The organism is Rhizobium sp. AG855 (assembly GCF_003610655.1).
GTDB lineage: Bacteria > Pseudomonadota > Alphaproteobacteria > Rhizobiales > Rhizobiaceae > Allorhizobium > Allorhizobium wuzhouense.
This window is the reverse complement of the sequence record NZ_RAQG01000003.1, coordinates 2,942,332-2,957,234: the sequence shown is the minus strand read 5'-3', so window position 1 is coordinate 2,957,234 and position 14,903 is coordinate 2,942,332. Positions and strand designations below refer to the sequence as shown.

Sequence of the window (14,903 nt, the reverse complement as noted above, 5' to 3'; positions counted from 1 at the left end):
TATCGCGCAGGAAGCTTGCCAACCGGTCCTAAAGTTCCGGCAAAGGAAAATGGATGTCATCAGCCGATCGTCTTTCGCGACAGGATGATAGAGCAGCGCACAGGACGAAGTGGCGCCGCCTGCTGAAGCTCGTCCTGGTCCCGATTGTGATCCTGGTCGTCGGCTCTATCGGTCTTCGGCTGGCGGCCCCCCATCTGGTTTCGAGCGCCCTGGTGCGCTCCGCACTGGCGTCGGCGGTCTCGCGTTGGACGGGGCACGATGTCTCGATCGATGACGTCGCGGAGATCACCTTCTGGCCGGAGCCGCAGGTGACATTGACAGGTATCACGGTGAGCCGTGGAAAGGGGGCGTCGCGCCAGATTCTCGGCGAGATAGATGCCCTCTCGGCAAGTTTCAGCCTTCTCTCGGCAGTCCGCGGCCAGCCGCGCTTCAACGCCTTCGAATTCGTCCGCCCGAAGATCCGCATCGAACGGGGTGCGGATGGAGGGCTCGACTGGAGCAACGAGGGACGCCTGAGTGAGGCAGTGCGCTCGGTCATGCCGAGCGGGGCAGGTGGGCAGCAGATCGAAACGGGTATGGATGCCGATGTCGGCACGGTGGATGTGGTCGATGGCGAGGTTCTTCTCGTGGATGCCGCAAGCGGTCGAAACTTCGAGGCGCGTGGCGTCACCGCAGAGATCGACTGGCCAAAGCTGTCATCCGCACTCTCAGGCAAGGCATCGTTCACCTATGACGGTGCACCGGTCTCCTTGAAACTGGAAACGGGCGCGCCGCTGCTGATGATCGGCGGCCAGGATGCCACGATCAGTGTGTCTGCCGAAGTCCCGGGCATGACGGGCAAGTTCGCGGGCGCGGTCAACCTGCGCCACGGCATTGCCGGCAGCAGTGATATCGAGCTGTCGCTGACCGACGTCTCGGCGGTCGCAGCGCTCGCCGGCGTCCGGGTCGCCGGGACCGAGAGCTGGAAAAAAGCCTCGCTCAAGACCCGGCTGATCAAGGCGGATGACGAATGGCGCCTGGAGGACTTCAATTTCGGCGTCAATGACAGCCGGGGCCAAGGCTTCCTGGCCGTTCGCCGAGCGCCCGACAGTCGGCCGATGCTGAGCGGCACGCTCGCACTCGATCATCTGGAGCTTGAAGATCTGCTGCAGGCCCTGTCGATCGAGATCGGCGACCGGGCTGACGTGCGCCTGCCGAGCCTGACACGCTGGCTCGATTTCGATTTGCGCCTGTCTGCCGGCACCGCCACGCTGACACCGTTCGAATTGGAGAATGTCGGCGCGAGCCTCATCGGCCGTGGAGATCAGCTGAAGCTGGTGATCGCTGACAGCGAGTTCCTCGGTGGTTCTCTCAGCGCCCGGATCAGCGGCACGGGTGATGGATTCAGCGAAGGCGCGGAACTTGCCGTGATGATCAGCGATGCGCGCCTCGGTGACCTGGCCAAAGGGCTCGCTTTGGACGGGCCGGCCATTGCCGGGACAGGCTCCATCGATCTCAATGCGCGGCTGACCGGCGCCGGCTGGCGCCGCAACATCGAGACCATGTCGGGAACCCTGCGCATTTCTTCCAATGCCGGCGAGCTGCAAGGTTTCGACGTCGATGGTATCAGGCGGTTCGCGCTCGACCGGGCCTATTTCCAGTTGAGTGCAGCGGGCACGGGGCATCTCGATTTCGACCGCTTCGACATGCGGGCACGATTTGCCAACGGGTCGGCCGAGATCGAGCGCTGTGTTTTTGTCGGCGCGGATCAATCGCTCTCGTTCTCCGGCATCATACCCTATAGCCGAAAGGCGCTGGCGATGATCGGCGAGCTTTCGCCTTCGTCATCGGCTCCATCTGAGGGCGCAGTACGCTTCTTCATCGGAGGCGGGTTCGCTGATCCCGTCATCTCCCCCATTCCGCCCGCAGCCTCTGCAAACCCATAAAGAACAGGGGGCTTGAGAAGCAGGACAGTTCACTTCGGTTCGGCACGCGCTACTATGTGTCGAATCGATGAACGTCTGGGGGACGGACGGTGCAGGCATTCGTTTCGGGCTTGATCAAGATGGCGCTGGCCTCGCTGATCGCGGGGACGCTTCTGTCCTTCTTCGGACTGACACCACGCACGGTGCTCGATGGCTTGGGGCTGACGGCACAGGACATTCAGGATGGCATCGTCGCGGCATTTGCCTGGACCGCCCCACGAATGCTCATGGGCGCGATCGTGATCATTCCGCTGTGGTTCCTCACCTACATGCTGTTGCCGCCCCGCGGATAGGCGGGACGGCAATGGAAAACCGTCTTCAGTCTCAGGCCGTTACCCCGCGGGCAGCGACATGTTCATCACGCTGGCGCTGCAACTCGCGCTGCTTGGTGCCGATCGACGCGATGATCACGCCGATCGTGACGATCCCGATCAGGATGGTGCAGACTGCGTTGATCTCCGGCGTCACCCCGAGGCGCACCTGCGAATAGATCTTGATCGGAAGCGTCGTTGCGCCCGGTCCCGTGGTGAAACTGGCGATCACGAGGTCATCAAGCGACAGCGTGAAGGCCAGCATCCAGCCGGATATCACCGCAGGCAGGATAAGCGGCAGAGTGATCTTGAAAAAGGTCTTGACCGGCGGGCAGCCGAGATCATGCGCGGCCTCCTCAAGACTGGTATCGAAAGTCAGCAGTCGCGACTGCACGACGATCGCCACATAACACATGGTGAAGGTCGTATGGGCGATGACGACCGTCACGAGGCCGCGGTCGACGCCGATGGCGACAAAGAGTAGCAGCAGCGAAAGGCCGGTGATCACCTCCGGCATGACGAGCGGTGCATACACCATGCCGGAAAACAGCAGCCGGCCGGGAAACCGGCCGTAGCGCACGAGTGCCAGCGCCGTGAGCGTGCCCAGGATGGTACCGAGGGTCGCGCTCAAGAGCCCGACCCTGAGGGTCACCCAGGCTGCACTCATCAGGCCCTCGTTCTGCCACATGGCGCCATACCATTTCAGCGAGAATCCGCCCCAGACAGTGACCAGTTTGGAATCGTTGAACGAGTAGATCACCAGGATCAGGATCGGGATGTAGAGGAAGGCGAAGCCGATGGTCAGGATCGTCGCGTCGAATTTACCAGGTTTCATCGGTCCACCTCACGCTTTCTGCTGCTGGTTCTGGAAGATCGCAATCGGAACCACCAGAAGCAGGAGAAGGAGGACAGCGACCGCCGAGGCAAGTGGCCAGTCGCGGTTACCGAAGAACTCGGTCCACAGCGTCTTGCCGATCATCAGCGTCTGGGCGCCGCCCAGGAGGTCCGGGATGACGAATTCACCGGTGATCGGAATGAAGCAGATCATGGCGCCTGCAATGACACCGGGAATAGAGAGCGGGAAGGTGATCTTCCAGAACGCCTTCCAGGGCGGGCAGCCGAGATCGCTGGCAGCCTCGAGCAGCGTGCCGTCCATCTTTTCGAGGGCCGAATAGAGCGGAAGCACCATGAACGGCAGGTAGGAATAGACGATGCCGATGAAGACGGCGATCTCGGTGCGGAAGATCTGCACCTGATTGCCCTCGTCCATGAGGCCGAGCGAATGCAGCAGCGCCGTCAGCAGACCTTCGGGTTTCAGGATCCCGATCCAGGCGTAGACGCGGATCAGGAACGAGGTCCAGAAGGGCAGGATGACCAGCATGACCAGCGTCGGCCGGATGGTGACGGACGCACGCGCCATGGCGAGCGCCATCGGATAGCCGATCAGAAGCAGCAGCAGGGTCGAGATCGCAGCGATGCGCAGCGACGACACATAGGCGTTGAAATAGAGGGGGTCTTCCGTGAGGAAGGTATAGTTCTCGAAGTCGAGCTGGCGGAAGAAGTCGCCGATGGCAGACAGCCCGTCAAGCAAGGGCACGTAGGGCGGCATCGCAATTGCCGTGTCCGACAGCGAGATCTTCACGATGATCAGGAAGGGGGCGACGAAGAACAGCACCATCCACAGATAGGGGATGATGACGACCAGCCAGCGGGCTGGACCGGATGTGGTGGAAGCGGCGACGGGTTCGGCCATGTCGCCCTCCTCAGCGTGTCAGAACGAGGCCGGCATCGCCCGGCCAGGACAGCCAGACCATGTCGCCAAAGGTGATGGGTCGGTCGACCAGCCGCGAAACATTCGCCTGGGCAGCGCGGAACATGCGTCCGTCATCCAGTTTGACGATGAAGATTGAAAAGTCGCCGAGATATCCGATGTCCCACACTTCGCCATGAAGCGCGTTGGGCGTGGCCTCATCGGGCTTGGAAGTCGAGATGCGCACCTTTTCCGGCCGGATGGCGAACGCGACGCTGTCGCCCACATTGGCATCACAGGTCTGGTCGACGGCAATCAGCGCGCCGTCGCAATCCACTTTGACCAGCTCCCCGGCCGTGCCGGTCTCCTTGGCGGCGACCTTGCCTTCGAGAATGTTGATGTCGCCGATGAAGTCGGCCACGTAGCGCGAATTCGGCGCCTCGTAGATTTCCGCCGGCGTTGCCACCTGGACAAGGATACCCTTGTCCATGACCGCGATCCGGTCGGAAACGGTCATCGCCTCTTCCTGGTCGTGGGTGACAATCAGGAAGGTAAGGCCAAGCTTGGTCTGGATGTCCATCAGCTCGAATTGGGTCTCTTCGCGCAGTTTGCGGTCGAGAGCCCCGAGCGGTTCGTCGAGCAGCAGCACCTTCGGGCGTTTGGCAAGCGAGCGCGCCAGCGCCACGCGCTGACGCTGACCGCCCGACAGCTGGTTCGGCTTGCGTTTGGCAAAGGCCTCCAGCTTGACGAGCTTCAGCATTTCCTGAACGCGGGCATCGATCTCGCCTTTTGGCAGGTTGTCCTGCTCCAGGCCGAACGCGATGTTCTTCTCCACCGTCATATGCGGGAAGAGCGCATAGGACTGGAACATCATGTTGGTCGGACGCTTGTAGGGCGGTGTGCCGGCAAGGTCCTTGCCCTGCAGCAGGATGCGACCCGATGTCGGCTGTTCGAAGCCGGCCAGCATGCGCATCAGGGTCGTCTTGCCGCAACCGGACGGGCCGAGCAGCGAGAAGAATTCGCGCTCGTAGATATCGAGTGTCAGGTTGTCGACGGCGATGAAATCGCCAAAGCGTTTGGTCACGTTTTCGAACCGGATGAACGGCACGGCGTCCGCTTCGGTCCACGGAGAGAATTTGCGTTTAACAGGTCCCAATGACTTCGCCATTACCCGATCCCAGTCGTGTTTTGATTATTGCCCCAAGCAGGAAGTAAAACGCCGGACGCTTGGAGCGCCCGGCGATGTGTGTGTCGGCAATTAGCTGCCGGTCTTGATTTGTGTCCAGACCCGGTTCAGCACGCGCTGTTCTTTCGGGCCATAAGGCTGGATCGTGAAGAGTTTTGCCATCACGTCTTCAGGCGGATAGACTGACGGATTGTTGCGAACTGACGGATCGATCAGTTCCTGGGACGCCAGATTGCCGTTGGCATACTGAACATAGTTCGAGGCCTTGGCGATGACGTCGGGCTTCATCATGAAGTTGATGAATTCGTGCGCCTCGGCAACATTCTGCGCATCCGCCGGGATGGCCATGTTGTCGAACCACATATAGGTGCCTTCCTTCGGGATCACGTAGTTGATCTCGACGCCGTTCTTGGCTTCTTCCGCACGAGCCTTGGCCTGCAGGATGTCGCCCGACCAGCCGATCGTGACGCAGATATCGCCATTGGCGAGATCGTCGATATAGGCCGAGGAATTGAAGGTACGGACCGAAGGACGGATCTTCGAATAGACCTCGCCGCCGGCTTCGAGATCGGCAGTATCCTTGCTGTCCGGGTTCTTGCCGGCATAGTTCATGGCAATCGCGAAGGTCTCGTCGGAGGCGTCAAGGATGTTGAGACCGCACTTTGCCAGTTTTTCGGCGTTTTCAGGCTTGAACACCGCATCCCAGCTATCGACCTTGAAATCGGCGCCCAGAACTTCCTTCACCTTGGCGACGTTGTAGCCGATGCCGGTGGTGCCCCACATGTAGTTCACGGCATATTCGTTGCCGGGATCGTATTTCGCCAGACGCTCGGACACTTCCGGCCACATGTTCTTCAGGTTGGGCAGCTTCGCCTTGTCGAGCTTCTGGAACACGCCGGCCTGGATCTGGCGTGCCAGGAAGGGCGCGGTCGGCACGACCACGTCATAGCCGGATCCACCAGCAAGCAGCTTGGTCTCGAGCAGCTCGTTGGAATCGAACACGTCGTAGACCACCTTGATGCCGGTTTCCTTGGTGAATTCCTGCAGCACCGACTCGTCGATATAGTCCGACCAGTTATAGACGTGTACGACGCGCTCCTGCGCCTGGACAGCCGATGTGATGAAGATCGTCGCCAGGGCCACTGACGCCGTACGGATGAAATGAGCCTTCATTTTTTCTCCTGTTCCAGCCTTGGGGAGCGAGAGCCCCCGATGCCATTCCCGTTATTTTTTAAGAGACTAGAAAGGAATTGGACGTGCGACAAGCAAAATTCTTCGCGGACGCGAAGGCAGTGGGCGTCTTGTCAGCGAAGCTAATCGTTCATTGAAAATCGAAGGCTGAGAGCCCGGTGACCATTTCATCGAGGCCGAGCGGCCGCGTCAGCGGTGGCTCGGCGCGAGCCAGACAGCCGGATCTCTCGCACAGACGGCAGGCCGCGCCGATGCCGATCGGCGCGACGGTCCGGTCGGGCAGGGCGGCCGCATAGGCCACGTCGTCGCGATGGGCAATGTCGCAGGCGACCAGCATGGCGGTGCGGCGGATCCGCTCGCCGAACCCCGCCTGCGGCCCCTCCAGGGTGCGCGATATCGTCAGAAAGCCTGCGCCATCCGGCATCTCGACCTGCTCGACCAGAACCTGTCCCGGCTGGGCAAAGGCCGCGTGCACATTGAGCTTGGGGCAGGCGCCACCGAACTTCGAATGCGGATAACCCTGTGCACCCGACCGCCGGAAGCGGTTGCCGGCATTATCCACCTCCATCATGAAGAAAGGCAGACCGGCGGCGCTCGGTCGCTGCAGCATGGTGAGCCTGTTGGCGGCCTGTTCGAAGGAGACGTTGAAGCGCGCCCGCAGGATGTCGATGTCATAACGCGCGCGGATCGCTGCGGACAGGAACGTGCCATAGGGCATCATCAGGGCATGTGCGCCATAGCGCGCCAGTTCGAAGCGACCGAGCCGCCGCGCTTCGCCGGAGCTCAGTTCAAGCGCCTCCAGCTCGGCTTGCACAACCTCCCCCAGTGCCAGCAAGGCGACTTCCATCGCCACCTCCCGCAACTGGTCGAAGGCGGACAGCCGTTCGGACAGGAAGAGCCGCATGGAGTGACGGTCATAGCGTCGCCGCAGCGATGGCATCGTCTGCACAGGAAGCGCGCGAACCACGATCCCGTGCGTGTTGCGCAACCAGGATTTCAGGGCGACCGCCAGATCGTCGCCCGCCGTAAGCCCCAGGCTGGCATGAAAAGCTTCCGCAGCTTCGTCCAGACGGTTGAAATAGTTCGCCCGGCGCTCGAAGGCCTCCCGCACCTCGTCGATTGGCAGGCGCGCGCCGGACAGCGACGTCTGGTGCCCCTCGCGCGCGAGAAGATCGGCAAGGTCGGAAAGCCGCGCCGCCTGTTCGCGATAGGCGCGGTAGAGCTTGATGATGCCGCTCGCCGCATTGGGGGCGGCCTCCGCCACCTCGATCAGTTCCTGATCGCCGGGCAGTTCGCCCGACAGCAACGGGTCGGCAAAGACCTCGCGCAATTGGCTGGCCGTGCCGCCGGCCTCGCCCTGCAGTTCGTCGAGATCCACCTTATAGACAGAGGCGAGCTTCAGGAGCAGTTGAACGGTCAGTGGTCGCTGGTTGCGTTCGATGAGATTGAGATAGGACGGCGAGATCTCCAGCGCCTCCGCCATGGCCGTCTGGGTCAGGCCCAACCCGTTGCGAATGCGCCGCACCCGGGGTCCTGCAAAGATTTTGCGCTCCGCCAATTTACAGATCCTTACAAAAGAGGGCGCCGATTGCCTCTGAGGCTATTTGACTAACTTTACAAATTTACATTGCACTCCTGTCAAAGGCAAGACAGCCTGACCTCTTTCATACCGTTGTTTTATCGAATTTTCTAGCCCTGTTTTGCGGTGCGGTGTAAATCTAGTCACATCAAAAGCGGCCAAGAAAAACTCGAAAGTTTCGCTTGCCCGCGCCGAGCAGTGACAGGGAGACACGTCATGACTGAATTTTACAATCTCGTTCCGAATGCCCCGAAGGGCCGTTATGACGGCATCGATCGTCCCTATACTGCAGAAGACGTGAAGCGCCTGCGCGGCTCGGTCGAGATCAAGTACACGCTCGCCGAAATGGGCGCGAACCGCCTCTGGAAGCTGATCAACGAAGAGCCCTTCATCAACGCACTCGGCGCTCTCTCCGGCAACCAGGCCATGCAGATGGTGCGCGCCGGCCTGAAGGCCATCTATCTCTCCGGCTGGCAGGTTGCCGCTGACGCCAATACGGCTTCTGCCATGTATCCGGACCAGTCGCTCTATCCGGCCAATGCTGCACCGGAGCTTGCCAAGCGCATCAACAAGACGCTGCAGCGTGCTGACCAGATCGAAACCCAGGAAGGCAAGGGCCTGTCGGTCGACACTTGGTTTGCCCCGATCGTCGCTGACGCGGAAGCCGGCTTCGGTGGCCCGCTCAACGCCTTCGAGATCATGAAGGCCTTCATCGAAGCCGGTGCTGCTGGCGTTCACTTCGAAGACCAGCTCGCCTCGGAAAAGAAGTGCGGCCATCTCGGCGGCAAGGTTCTGATCCCGACCCAGGCCCATATCCGCAACTTGACGGCTGCCCGTCTTGCCGCTGACGTCATGGGCGTGCCGACGCTGATCGTTGCCCGTACCGATGCGGAAGCCGCAAAGCTCCTGACCTCAGACATCGACGAACGCGACCAGCCCTTCGTCGATTACGATGCCGGGCGCACGGCGGAAGGCTTCTACCAGGTCAAGAACGGCATCGAGCCCTGCATCGCCCGTGCGATCGCCTATGCGCCGCACTGCGACATGATCTGGATGGAGACCGGCAAGCCGGATCTGGAACAGGCCCGCAAGTTTGCCGAGGCGGTGCACAAGGTCCATCCGGGCAAGAAGCTCGCCTACAACTGCTCGCCGTCCTTCAATTGGAAGAAGCATCTCGACGACGCGACGATCGCCAAGTTCCAGAAGGAGCTGGGTGCCATGGGCTACAAGTTCCAGTTCATCACGCTCGCGGGCTTCCATCAGCTGAACTACGGCATGTTCGAACTGGCGCGCGGTTACAAGGATCGCCAGATGGCGGCCTATTCGGAGCTGCAGGAGGCGGAATTCGCGGCGGAAGTCAACGGTTACACCGCGACCAAGCACCAGCGCGAAGTCGGCACCGGCTATTTCGACGCCGTGTCGCTCGCCATCACCGCCGGCCAGTCCTCGACGACCGCGATGAAGGAATCGACCGAAACCGAGCAGTTCAAGCCGGCGGCCGAGTAAGGATCGCACCCTCCCTTGAGGGGGAGGGTCGGCACGCAGCGCCGGGGTGGGGTGACCACCGCAATCATCAAAGGTTCACCCCCACCCGCAGTACGCTGCGACCTCCCCCGCGAAGGGGGAGGTGACTTCAAAAACCCCTGACACCAAGAGGAGAAATGCGATGACACCCCAGACCCGAGTCAAGGAACGCGCCGAAGAACAGTCCTCGGCCATGAGCACCGATCAGCAGGCGATGATCCGCATGCTGGCCAACGACCTGCACCGTCTCAACCACTCGATCATGAAGGCCGTCGATGCTGGCGTCTCGGTCGAACTCGTCCGCTCGGCCCGTCACCATGGCGGTGACGGCAACTGGGGTGATCTCCTGATCCCCGTAATCGTGACCCAGGGCAGCCACGCGGCCTGATCCTGAGACACGAGATCCCCTGTCCGGCCCCTGACCTCCGGATTGGAACCGCACAGTGATCGCCTCTCCCGTGAGGAGGATCGCTGTGCGGCTTTTTTGTGTGTACCCTTAGAGGCGGGTGACGTCCTTCACCCAGCCATAGGGATCGGCCACCGTGCCACGCTGGATGCCGGTCAGCTGATTGCGCAGCTTTTCCGTTTCCATGCCGGTGCCTGCATTGCCGATAACGAACTCACCCTCCGGATGGCGCACCGTCCCGATCGCGGCGACCACGGCGGCCGTGCCGCAGGCAAAGGCCTCGCGCAGCTTGCCGCTCTTGGCATCCGCCATCCACTCGTCGAAGGAATAGGGGCGCTCGATGACCTTCAAGCCGTTGTCGCCGGCAAGCTTGATGATCGAGTTGCGGGTGATGCCCGGCAGGATCGTGCCCGAGAGCGGCGGGGTGACGACCGTGCTGTCATCCATGACGAAGAAGACGTTCATGCCGCCCAGTTCTTCGATCCACTTGTGTTCGGCAGCGTCGAGGAAAACGACCTGATCGCAACCGCGGCTGGAAGCTTCCTTCTGGGCAAGCAGGCTCGCTGCATAATTGCCGCCGCATTTGGCCGCACCGGTGCCGCCGGGGGCGGCACGCGTGTAGTGTTCGCTGACCCACAGAGTGACTGGCTTGCTGCCACCCTTGAAATAGGGGCCGACCGGCGAGGCGATGACGCTGAAGATATATTCGCGCGAGGGGCGCACGCCGAGGAAGGTCTCGCTCGCAAACATGAAGGGGCGCAGATAGAGGCTGCCTTCGCCTTCCGGCACCCACTTGGCGTCGATCTTCACCAGTTCCTCGACAGCCTTGAGGAACAGCTCTTCCGGGATTTCCGGCATCGCCATGCGCTCGGCCGAGCGGTTGAAGCGGCGGGCATTTTCTTCCGGGCGGAACAGGGTGATGCGGCCGTCCGCGCCCTTGTAGGCCTTCATGCCTTCGAAGATTTCCTGCGCGTAATGCAGCACGCTCGCGGCCGGGTCGATCTGGAACGGGCCGCGGGCCTTCACTTCGGCCGAATGCCAGCCCTTGTCGGCGTGCCACTGCACCACGGCCATATGGTCGGTGAACAGCGTGCCGAAGCCCAGGTTTTCGAAGGCCGCCAGCCGCTCGGCTTCAGGCATGGGAGAGGCATTGGGAACGATATGGAAGTCGAGCTGTGCGGTATTCGTGGTCATGAAAAGCCTGTGCCTGGATGTTCACGGTTTCGCGGGGCCGCACCGAAATGGCTCCGGCCGGCCGATGCCGTGGTTTGTGCGGTTCCGCGTCCATTTGTCAACTGAAACCGTATGGCTGCAATGCAGCAAAATGCGCGTGTGGGCAGGGGCTGCAGCCATCTGGAAGCCCGCGGTTCAGCCGGTGACGAGTGCCAGCAGGAACCAGACACCGGCAAGCGCGATCGCAGCACCGATTGCCTGCACCAATTTTCCCTGGGCGATCGGCTTCAGCGCAGCGCCGATGCCGATCCCGACCACGTGGATGACACCGGTCGAAACGACGAAGCCGACGGTGAAGGCCGCCGGATCGCTGGCGCGCGGAGCAAGCACGCCATGCGGGATGCCATGCAGGATGGCAAAGGCGGAGATCAGCGCCAGCGCCAGCCATTCCGGGGCCTTCCAGGCCGCAGCGATCGCTGCCCCCAGCGCCAGCACCGAGATGGCGATCCCGGCCTGCACGATGCCGGATGGCAGGATCTCCAGCATCCCGGCAACGCCGCCAATGCACATGACCAGCGGGAAGGTGGCCGGCAGCGTCCAGACGGAGCGCCCGCCCATCTGCGCGCCCCAAAGGCCAACCGCCAGCATGGCGAGGAAATGGTCCGGCCCCGCCAGCGGGTGGCCGAAACCGGAACCGAAGCCACCGAGCGGGCCATCCATCACATGCGCCTGGGCGAGCGAGGGAATGAAAAGAAATGCGACTGCCAGTCCGGCAGCCGCGAGGCTCTGCCGCGTTGGGGCCGCCTTGCTGGATAGTCTGTCCATCATCCCGCTCCGATGTCGTGTCTCGGTGGCAGCGCCCGTCGGGTCGACAGGGTCGCAACCACCATTGCCCATCTACAGTTTCGCGCGATTCGGATATAGTCGTGGCGGCACGATGCTTCGCTTCTGCCTCATCGCGATTTTGCCGCAAATCTGGTTTCAGCCTTCCCCGCCCAATTTGGAGATTTCTATGCCGTCCATTCGCCTCCTTCCTCATCTCATGCTCGCCGCACTTCTTTTCGCGCTGCCGACGGTGGCAGAGGCCCATGTGCTGGTGGGTGAGGGGGGCGGTTTCCTGCATGGTTTCGAACACCCGCTCTCCGGGCTCGATCACATGCTGGCCATGTGCTGCGTCGGTCTCTGGGGTGCCCAGATGGGCGGTCGCTCGGTCTGGAGCCTGCCGATCGCCTTTCCGTTGATCATGGTCGCGGGCGGCATGATGGGCATTGCCGGCATCCCGCTTCCCGCCGTCGAAAGCGGCATTGCACTCTCGATCATCGTGTTGGGTGCCGCCATCGCCTGCCTCTGGCGTCCGCCGGAATGGCTGGCCCTCGTCGTCATCGGCGTCTTCGCCATCTTCCATGGTTATGCCCATGGCGCCGAACTCCCGAATGCCGCTGATCCCGCCGATTATGCCTTCGGCTTCGTCGTCGCCACGGGCCTCATCCATCTCGCCGGCATTGCCGTCGGCCTCGGCTTCCAGCGTCTGCATGGCGGCCAGCTTGCCCGCGCACTCGGCGGCCTGATCGGCCTCGGCGGCGTCTATTTCCTCGTCGCCTGATGTCTGTCACGCCATCCCGGCTGGTTCCGCTGATCGTGCCGGCATTGGCCGTGCTGGTCTTCGCTGTCTTGCTGGCCTCCGGAATGCAGAACGGCTCGTCCGCCTTTGCCGCCATCCTCACCGTCGAATTGCTGCTGCCTTTGGTTGGCGTCGCGGTCGTGCTTGGACAGCTGGCGCAGGCCCAGCGTGTCTGGGCCTTGGTCGCCATCGTCCTTGGAGCGGCAATCGGCCTTCTGTTCCGCGAGGCGTTTTATATCCTCTTGGCGCCGGTTCCGGGCGCGGCCGCCCACCTGTTTCTCGCCGGGCCGATTGCCTGCGCCCTGACTGGTCTTATCCTGATCCTCCCGCCAGCCATGCGAGCGCCTGTCGCCCTGCCGCTACTGCCGGTGATTGCAGCCGCACTTGCGATTGCCACCCGACTCGGCGATCCCGCCCTCTTTGCCCGGCATTATCTCGAAACGGCCATCGCGTTGCAGGTCTCCATCCTCGCGGCGGTCGCCTGGCCCGTGGCGCATTTTCCCCATCCTGTCCTGCAAACTGCCTCCCGAATTCTCGGAAGCTGGATGCTCGCCGTTGCCCTTCTCTATGGCGGGGCCTATGTGGCCGGGCGCGACGGCGGCCTGACACCGCCACCCTTCCCCGAGATCCCCTTCGAGGAGAACGTCGGCACCCATGCGGGTGGACCCGAAACACTGGCGGAGCCGGTCTGATGATGCGCAGCCTGCCGATCTTCGCAGCAATCTCTTCCGTCGTGTTCGGGCTGGCTGGTGCCGTCGCGGCTCACCCCGATATTGCAGCCTCTGTCCGCCTGATCTTCGCGCTGGAGGGCACCCGGTTGACAACTCTCACGGAACGCCTCGCCTTCGACGCCGCGACCAGCGCCCGCCTGCTGGCCCGCTTCGATGCCGATCGAGACGGCTTGCTGTCCGAGGCTGAGGTGAGCCTGCTGGCAGATGAACTTCTGCCGCGCCTCGCGGAGCGCAACGCCTATACCGAACTGCGGCTCGATGGTCGAAGCCTCTCCCTTCCGGAACCGGCGATCTCGGATCTGCAGCTGCATGACGGATATCTTGGGTTACGGCTCGATTACCGTTTTCCAGAGCCACCCGAAATCCGGGCTTCCACCGTCGGCGTTCTCCTACGCGACCGTGACCTCGTCATCGCATTCCGACCGGATCCGAACATGCCGGCAATCGTCACGCCCGACGTCGAAGGTGCTTGTTCTACAAGCATCGAGGCGCGCCCGGACGAGGCCTATTTCGGCGGTCTGGTCACCCCGAGCCTGGTCACGCTGACCTGCCGATAACCGGCGGGGCCGGTGGCCCGGCCTCAGTCGAAGATCCCGCGATCCCGCTCGACGGCCTCTTGCAGGAACTTCACTACGGCCCGCACGCGCACCAGTTCCCGCGCACTTTCATGAAAGGTCGTCCAGTAGGCGCGACGGATCGTGATGTCGGGCATCACCCGCACGAGGCTTTCATGCTGTCGTGCGATGTAGCTGTGCAGGATGCCGACCCCTGCTCCGGCGAGCACGGCCTCCGTCTGGCCGATCGCCGAGGAGATCTCGAAACCGGCATTCCAGTCGCGCATGACTTCACCGGTAAAATTCAGGGATGGCGTGAAGATCAGGTCCTCGACGTAACCCACCCGCCGGTGCCGTTTCAGTTCCTCCGCCGTTGCCGGCAATCCGTTCGCCTCGACATAGGCGCGCGAGGCATAGAGGCCGAGCGTGTAATCGACGAGCTTGGACGAGACGAGACGCCCCTGGTCCGGCCGCTCCAGCGTGACCGCAATATCCGCCTCGCGCTGCGACAACGAGAACGAGCGTGGCACCGGCACCAGCTGGATCTTCAGTTCGGGATGGCGCTCGATCAGGGCACCGAGGCGGGAGGCAAGGAAGAAGACGCCGAAACCGTCGGGTGCACCGATGCGCACGGTGCCCGCAACCTGCGTATCGGTCCGCCCGAGGCGTGCCTGCACCTCCAGCATTTCCGTTTCCATCCGTTCTGCGGACCCGAGAAATGCCTCGCCCTCGGCGGTCAGTTCGCAGCCATTGGTGCGGCGGATGAAAAGCCGGGTGGCCAGGGCCGTTTCGAGCGCCGTCAGCCGGCGCGAGAGCGTTGCGTGGTTGAGGCCCAGGCGCCGGGACGCCGCGAGGATCTGGCCCGTGCGGGCGACGGCCAGAAAGATGCGAACGTCGTCCCAGTTCATGGCAA

Annotated in this window: 15 protein-coding genes; 7 read left to right on the top strand and 8 right to left on the bottom strand. The window is 62.5% G+C overall.

Translation table 11 applies throughout. The features are described from left to right. Positions 1-53: 53 nt before the first annotated feature. Both DFO46_RS14620 and DFO46_RS14615 read left to right on the top strand, forming a co-directional pair. On the top strand, positions 54-1,925 hold the full coding sequence (locus DFO46_RS14620; protein ID WP_120277795.1) for an AsmA family protein: 1,872 nt from the start codon (positions 54-56) through the stop codon (positions 1,923-1,925). Between the two features lie 89 nt (positions 1,926-2,014). Further along, positions 2,015-2,257, top strand: a complete 243-nt coding sequence (locus DFO46_RS14615) for a hypothetical protein (protein ID WP_165826133.1) — start codon at positions 2,015-2,017, stop codon at positions 2,255-2,257. 31 nt (positions 2,258-2,288) lie between these two features. On the opposite strand, the gene DFO46_RS14610 is transcribed toward DFO46_RS14615, so the two are convergent. The 5 genes from DFO46_RS14610 to DFO46_RS14590 form a co-directional block, all read right to left on the bottom strand. Further along, positions 2,289-3,110, bottom strand: coding sequence for an ABC transporter permease (locus DFO46_RS14610; protein ID WP_110789904.1), 822 nt, complete (start codon positions 3,108-3,110; stop codon positions 2,289-2,291). Between the two features lie 9 nt (positions 3,111-3,119). Then, a complete protein-coding gene (locus DFO46_RS14605; RefSeq protein ID WP_120277794.1) occupies positions 3,120-4,028 on the bottom strand; it encodes an ABC transporter permease subunit in 909 nt (302 codons plus the stop codon). 10 nt (positions 4,029-4,038) lie between these two features. After that, positions 4,039-5,193, bottom strand: a complete 1,155-nt coding sequence (locus DFO46_RS14600) for an ABC transporter ATP-binding protein (protein WP_120277793.1) — start codon at positions 5,191-5,193, stop codon at positions 4,039-4,041. A gap of 90 nt (positions 5,194-5,283) precedes the next feature. Continuing rightward, a complete protein-coding gene (locus DFO46_RS14595) occupies positions 5,284-6,384 on the bottom strand; it encodes a polyamine ABC transporter substrate-binding protein (protein ID WP_110789901.1) in 1,101 nt (366 codons plus the stop codon). 148 nt (positions 6,385-6,532) lie between these two features. Beyond that, positions 6,533-7,960, bottom strand: a complete 1,428-nt coding sequence (locus DFO46_RS14590; protein WP_120277792.1) for an XRE family transcriptional regulator — start codon at positions 7,958-7,960, stop codon at positions 6,533-6,535. Between the two features lie 237 nt (positions 7,961-8,197). Between DFO46_RS14590 and aceA the strand changes: the two genes are divergently transcribed. Together aceA and DFO46_RS14580 are read left to right on the top strand one after the other, a co-directional pair. Next, on the top strand, positions 8,198-9,487 hold the full coding sequence (gene aceA, locus DFO46_RS14585) for an isocitrate lyase (protein ID WP_120277791.1): 1,290 nt from the start codon (positions 8,198-8,200) through the stop codon (positions 9,485-9,487). Positions 9,488-9,647: 160 nt separating this feature from the next. Beyond that, positions 9,648-9,893 (top strand): hypothetical protein, encoded by a 246-nt coding sequence (locus tag DFO46_RS14580; protein WP_062276298.1) that lies wholly within the window; start codon positions 9,648-9,650, stop codon positions 9,891-9,893. A 108-nt stretch (positions 9,894-10,001) separates the two neighbouring features. On the opposite strand, the gene DFO46_RS14575 is transcribed toward DFO46_RS14580, so the two are convergent. Continuing rightward, the gene (locus DFO46_RS14575; RefSeq protein ID WP_120277790.1) at positions 10,002-11,105 is read right to left on the bottom strand and encodes a branched-chain amino acid aminotransferase; all 1,104 of its coding nucleotides are present in this window, start codon (positions 11,103-11,105) and stop codon (positions 10,002-10,004) included. Positions 11,106-11,279: 174 nt separating this feature from the next. Then, on the bottom strand, positions 11,280-11,909 hold the full coding sequence (locus DFO46_RS14570; RefSeq protein ID WP_110789896.1) for a HupE/UreJ family protein: 630 nt from the start codon (positions 11,907-11,909) through the stop codon (positions 11,280-11,282). A gap of 187 nt (positions 11,910-12,096) precedes the next feature. On the opposite strand from DFO46_RS14570, the gene DFO46_RS14565 reads away from it, so the two are divergent. The 3 genes from DFO46_RS14565 to DFO46_RS14555 are packed head-to-tail and all read left to right on the top strand — an operon-like array spanning position 12,097 to position 13,993. After that, positions 12,097-12,687 carry a HupE/UreJ family protein gene (locus DFO46_RS14565; RefSeq protein ID WP_120277789.1) on the top strand — a complete coding sequence of 197 codons (591 nt, stop codon included), beginning with the start codon at positions 12,097-12,099 and terminating at the stop codon, positions 12,685-12,687. Further along, positions 12,687-13,397: a hypothetical protein gene (locus DFO46_RS14560; protein WP_120277788.1), complete on the top strand. Its 711-nt coding sequence runs from the start codon at positions 12,687-12,689 to the stop codon at positions 13,395-13,397. The genes DFO46_RS14565 and DFO46_RS14560 overlap by 1 nt, the downstream gene beginning before the upstream one ends. After that, the gene (locus DFO46_RS14555; protein WP_120277787.1) at positions 13,397-13,993 is read left to right on the top strand and encodes a DUF1007 family protein; all 597 of its coding nucleotides are present in this window, start codon (positions 13,397-13,399) and stop codon (positions 13,991-13,993) included. The genes DFO46_RS14560 and DFO46_RS14555 overlap by 1 nt, the downstream gene beginning before the upstream one ends. A 23-nt stretch (positions 13,994-14,016) precedes the next feature. Here DFO46_RS14555 and DFO46_RS14550 read toward each other — a convergent pair whose 3' ends face one another. Then, positions 14,017-14,898 carry a LysR family transcriptional regulator gene (locus DFO46_RS14550; RefSeq protein ID WP_120277786.1) on the bottom strand — a complete coding sequence of 294 codons (882 nt, stop codon included), beginning with the start codon at positions 14,896-14,898 and terminating at the stop codon, positions 14,017-14,019. Between the last annotated feature and the right edge of the window lie 5 nt (positions 14,899-14,903).

Excerpts from the sequence above, each read along its gene's own strand:
- DFO46_RS14565 (WP_120277789.1), top strand. The coding sequence starts at position 12,097 with ATGCCGTCCATTCGCCTCCTTCCTCATCTCATGCTCGCCGCACTTCTT.
- aceA (WP_120277791.1), top strand. The coding sequence starts at position 8,198 with ATGACTGAATTTTACAATCTCGTTCCGAATGCCCCGAAGGGCCGTTAT.
- DFO46_RS14555 (WP_120277787.1), top strand. The coding sequence starts at position 13,397 with ATGATGCGCAGCCTGCCGATCTTCGCAGCAATCTCTTCCGTCGTGTTC.
- DFO46_RS14620 (WP_120277795.1), top strand. The coding sequence starts at position 54 with ATGTCATCAGCCGATCGTCTTTCGCGACAGGATGATAGAGCAGCGCAC.
- DFO46_RS14580 (WP_062276298.1), top strand. The coding sequence starts at position 9,648 with ATGACACCCCAGACCCGAGTCAAGGAACGCGCCGAAGAACAGTCCTCG.
- DFO46_RS14595 (WP_110789901.1), bottom strand. The coding sequence starts at position 6,384 with ATGAAGGCTCATTTCATCCGTACGGCGTCAGTGGCCCTGGCGACGATC.
- DFO46_RS14600 (WP_120277793.1), bottom strand. The coding sequence starts at position 5,193 with ATGGCGAAGTCATTGGGACCTGTTAAACGCAAATTCTCTCCGTGGACC.
- DFO46_RS14605 (WP_120277794.1), bottom strand. The coding sequence starts at position 4,028 with ATGGCCGAACCCGTCGCCGCTTCCACCACATCCGGTCCAGCCCGCTGG.
- DFO46_RS14550 (WP_120277786.1), bottom strand. The coding sequence starts at position 14,898 with ATGAACTGGGACGACGTTCGCATCTTTCTGGCCGTCGCCCGCACGGGC.
- DFO46_RS14610 (WP_110789904.1), bottom strand. The coding sequence starts at position 3,110 with ATGAAACCTGGTAAATTCGACGCGACGATCCTGACCATCGGCTTCGCC.
- DFO46_RS14570 (WP_110789896.1), bottom strand. The coding sequence starts at position 11,909 with ATGGACAGACTATCCAGCAAGGCGGCCCCAACGCGGCAGAGCCTCGCG.
- DFO46_RS14575 (WP_120277790.1), bottom strand. The coding sequence starts at position 11,105 with ATGACCACGAATACCGCACAGCTCGACTTCCATATCGTTCCCAATGCC.
- DFO46_RS14560 (WP_120277788.1), top strand. The coding sequence starts at position 12,687 with ATGTCTGTCACGCCATCCCGGCTGGTTCCGCTGATCGTGCCGGCATTG.